Here is a 4,410-nt window from a genome sequence, read left to right on the forward strand (position 1 = left end):
CGTCGGCGAGGACCTGCTCGGCCTCCGCTTCGGCCGCCTCTTCCGCTTCTTCCTCTTCCTTCTTGGCCTTGATCTTCTTCATCCGGAAGATCTCCTCGCGTTCCTGCTCTTCGAGTTTCTGCTCGATGTACTCCTGTGCGTCGTAGAGATCCGGCAGAAGCTTGAATTCGAGAGCGTTGACACGCCGCTTGGTCTTCTCGATCTCGTCGAGCATCTTCTTCATCGCCGTCTCGACCTCCGCGGCGAGGATGACGGACTCCAGCAGTTCCTCGTAGGCGTCGGCAGCCTCGTCGATACGCGCGGAGGTGCCGACAAGCCCGTAGCCACGCTGGTCGAGGGACTTCTTGACCTTCGTCGACTCGATCTGCGGGACGACGACGCCCATGATGTTCTTCGACTGGGTCGTGATCTCGGGGTGTTCCTTGAGGGCCGCCGCGGCGCCGCGAACCGCGACGTCGCCCTCCATGGCGCGGGCCATGTTGATGTTCCGCTGGGCGCGCTCGTAGTCGGCATCGAGGTCGGAGCGAACGTCCTGTGCCTGATCGAGGATGTCCATGAACTCCATGATGAGGCCGTCACGCTTCTTTTCGAGCGTGTCGTGGCCCCGCTCGGAGAGTTCGATGCGGTCCTCGATCTGCATGAGGTTCTTCCGCGTCGGCTTGACGTCCTGGGCCATTCTTACGAGGCGATTCTGTCCGAACCGGGTTAATCCTTCTGGAGTTCCGGCCGAACACGCAACTCGCCCGTCTCGGTGTCGACGACAGCGTCCATCAGCGTCGACATCGCTGCGACCGTCTGTTCGTCGGTCGCTTCGGGATCGAGATGATAATGAATCGTCGCCGAGGCTTCGGCACACCGCTCGCCGAGCGAATGGAGGAACTGGAACGCCCGCTCGCGGTCGGCGTACTGCAGGAGGGCGGTCAGCGAGTCGAAACACACCTCGGTCCCGGCGTCCAGCGCCTCGGCGATGGCGATTCCCTGTCCGGTCAGGTCGTTCGGCTCGACGTCCGTCCCGATATCGAGCGCGTCGATGTGCGGGGCGTCGGAACCGTCGGCCGCGAGTCGCTCGCGAAGCGTCCCCGGGTCGGCACCGGCGTATCCGACCATACAAATCTCCTTCGCGCGCGAGAAAAGCGTCGAACAGACATCGGCGTCGCCGTCGATGGCCGGCGACAACACCAACACCGCCGTGGCGTCGTCCGGAATCTCCCCCACGAGGTGCCGTGTCATGTACGTTTCCTATCCGAACCGTCGGTAAAGAAAGCGTTGGCCGACTCAGAGCGTCATACGGACTGTTGTAGTCTTCGGCGGCGACCCCCTCGGAGCGATCGCCGCTAAACCGTTACAGCGGTCCGCATCAGTCCGCGGTCTGAGGCGCTTCTTCCGCTTCGACGTAGTACTTCTCGATGAGCTCCTCGTCGATACGGTTGAGCTCCTCTTTCGGGAACTCGCTCAGCAGGTCCCAGCCGAGATCGAGCGTCTCGCTGACGTCGCGGTTCGTGTCGTACCCCTGCTGGACGAACTCATTCTCGAAGGCGTCCGCGAAGTCGAGGTACTTGTTGTCACGCTCGGAGAGTGCTTCACGACCGACGATGTTCACGAGGTCACGCAGGTCGTTACCCTCTGCGTACGCCGCGTACAGCTGGTCGGAGACGTCGGCGTGGTCCTCACGGGTGTAGCCCTCGCCGATACCGTCGTCCATCAGTCGCGAGAGGCTCGGCAGGACGTTGACGGGCGGTTCGATACCCTGACTGTTGAGGTCACGGTCGATGTAGATCTGCCCCTCGGTGATGTAGCCGGTCAGGTCCGGAATCGGGTGGGTGTCGTCGTCACCCGGCATCGTGAGGATGGGAATCTGCGTGACGGAGCCCTCACGTCCCTCGATGCGGCCGGCCCGCTCGTAGAGCTGTGCGAGGTCCGTGTACATGTACCCGGGATAGCCACGACGGCCGGGGACCTCTTCACGCGCGGCACCGATCTCGCGCAGTGCCTCACAGTAGTTGGTCATGTCCGTCAGGATGACCAGTACGTGGTAGCCCTTCTCGAAGGCGAGGTATTCGGCGGTGGTCAGCGCCATCCGCGGCGTGACCGTCCGCTCGACTGCGGGGTCGTCCGCGAGGTTCATGAAGACGACCGATCGTTCCAGCGCGCCGGTGCGCTCGAAGTCGTCCATGAACTCGTTGGCCTCTTCGGCGGTGATACCCATCGCGCCGAAGATGACCGCGAACTCCGAACCCTCCTCGTCCTCGCCGGCTTCTTCTTCCTCGGGCACCGTCGCCTGACGGGCGACCTGGAGCGCGAGGTCGTTGTGCGGCAGCCCCGACCCCGAGAAGATGGGGAGCTTCTGGCCCCGAATGAGGGTGTTCATGCCGTCGATGGCCGAGACACCCGTCTGGATGAACTCCTCGGGATACTCCCGAGCCGTCGGGTTGATAGCCGCCCCGACGATGGGCTGTTCGTCGTCCGGCTCGATTTCGGGACCGCCGTCGATGGGTTCGCCGACGCCCGACAGGACGCGGCCGAGGAGGTCCTCGGTCAGCGGCATCTGCAGGGTCTCACCGATGAATCGAACCGACGAGTTGCGGTCGATGCCCGAGGTACCCTCGAACACCTGAATCGCGACGTACTCGGACGTCGACTCGAGTACCTGACCGCGTCGCGTCTCGCCGTTCGGTGTCGTGATCTCGACGATCTCGTCGTAGCCGACCGGCTCGTCGACCTCGGCGAACACCAGCGGTCCGCTGATCTCCGTGATAGTTTTGTATTCCTTCTGCATCGTTAGTACAGCTCCCGGAGCTGCTCAGTGATTTCGTCTTTCAGCTCCTCGATGTACGACTCCCACTCTTCCTGGGTGTTCATCCGGTTGAGCCGCGGGACGGCCTCGATGTCGATGATCTCCTCGACGGGGACGCCGGCCTCCAGTGCCTCGAAGGCCTCGTCGTTGAAGTGCTGAATCGCGACCAGCATCTCGTGGGTCTTCTCCGGCTCACAGTAGGTGTCCACGTCGTGGAACGCGTTCTGCTGGAGCCACGCCTCGCGGATGTATCGGGCGACCTCGAGGGTGAGCTGTTGGTCTTCCGGCAGGGCGTCCTTCCCGACGAGCTGAACGATCTCCTGCAGTTCCGCCTCCTCGTCGAGCACGTCGACGCCCCACTGGCGGACCTCGGGGAACTCCTCGTGGACGTTCTCGCGCCACCACGGGTCGAGCTGTTCCTTGTACAGCGAATAGGACTCCGTCCAGTTGATAGACGGGAAGTGCCGACGCTCCGCGAGGTCGGCGTCCAGCGCCCAGAAGCACTTCACGATACGCAGGGTGTTCTGGGTGACCGGCTCGGAGAAGTCCCCGCCCGGCGGCGAGACGGCGCCGATAACCGAAATCGACCCCTCGCTGCCGTTGATGTTCTGGAACTTGCCGGCGCGCTCGTAGAACTCGCTGAGGCGCGCGGCCAGGTATGCCGGGTAGCCCTCTTCGCCGGGCATCTCCTCGAGACGCGAGGAGATCTCACGCATGGCCTCGGCCCACCGCGAGGTGGAGTCGGCCATCAGCGCGACGTCGTAGCCCATGTCGCGGTAGTACTCGGCGATGGTGATGCCCGTGTAGACACAGGACTCACGCGCCGCGACCGGCATGTTGGACGTGTTCGCGATGAGGCACGTCCGGGACATCAGGGGCTTGCCCGTTTTGGGGTCTTCCAGTTCCGGGAAGTCCTCGATGACCTCGGTCATCTCGTTGCCACGCTCGCCACAGCCGACGTAGACGACGATGTCCGCGTCGGCCCACTTGGCGAGCTGGTGCTGGGTGACCGTCTTCCCGGAGCCGAACGGTCCCGGAATGGCGGCCGTCCCACCCTTCGCGATGGGGAACAGGCCGTCGAGGACGCGCTGGCCCGACACCAGCGGCGTCGTCGGGGTCTCCTTCTCGACAGTCGGGCGGGCCTCTCGGACCGGCCACTCCTGTCGCATCTGGATCTCCTCGCCGTTGTCGAGTTCGACGACCGTCTCCGTGACGGTGAAGTTACCCGACTTGGCCTCGACGACTTCGCCGCCCTCGTAGCCCGGCGGCACCAGCACTTTGTGATCGATGCTCTCGGTCTCGGGGACGATACCGACGACGTCGCCGGATTCTACCTCGTCACCCTCCTCGACTTCGGGATTGAACTCCCATGTCTTCTCGAGGTCGATACCTGGGGCGTCGACACCGCGGTCGAGGAAGGCGCCCATCTGTTCTTCGAGGACGTCCAGCGGGCGCTGGACGCCGTCGTAGATACTGTCCAGCATCCCCGGTCCGAGGTCGACGGACAGCGGTTCGCCCGTGTTCTGGACCGGTTCGCCGGGGGCGACGTCGGAGGTCTCCTCGTACACCTGGATGGTGGTGAGGTTCCCCTCGATCTCGATGACCTCGCCCATCAG

The 4,410-nt window shown here is 64.0% G+C and carries 4 protein-coding genes; all 4 read right to left on the minus strand.

Annotation, left to right across the window (positions count from 1 at the left end):
* Positions 1 to 676, minus strand: a 676-nt coding sequence (locus V5A53_RS13220) for a V-type ATP synthase subunit D (RefSeq protein WP_332314086.1), incomplete at its 3' end; no start/stop codon positions are given.
* Between the two features lie 29 nt (positions 677 to 705).
* On the minus strand, positions 706 to 1,230 hold the full coding sequence (locus V5A53_RS13225; RefSeq protein ID WP_332314087.1) for a DUF7504 family protein: 525 nt from the start codon (positions 1,228 to 1,230) through the stop codon (positions 706 to 708).
* Between the two features lie 127 nt (positions 1,231 to 1,357).
* Positions 1,358 to 2,776, minus strand: a complete 1,419-nt coding sequence (locus V5A53_RS13230; RefSeq protein ID WP_332314088.1) for an ATP synthase subunit B — start codon at positions 2,774 to 2,776, stop codon at positions 1,358 to 1,360.
* Between the two features lie 2 nt (positions 2,777 to 2,778).
* A partial coding sequence (locus V5A53_RS13235) for a V-type ATP synthase subunit A (protein ID WP_332314089.1) occupies positions 2,779 to 4,410 on the minus strand: 1,632 nt, incomplete at its 5' end.

Source organism: Natronomonas sp. (genome assembly GCF_036625485.1).
Classification (GTDB): Archaea; Halobacteriota; Halobacteria; order Halobacteriales; family Haloarculaceae; genus Natronomonas.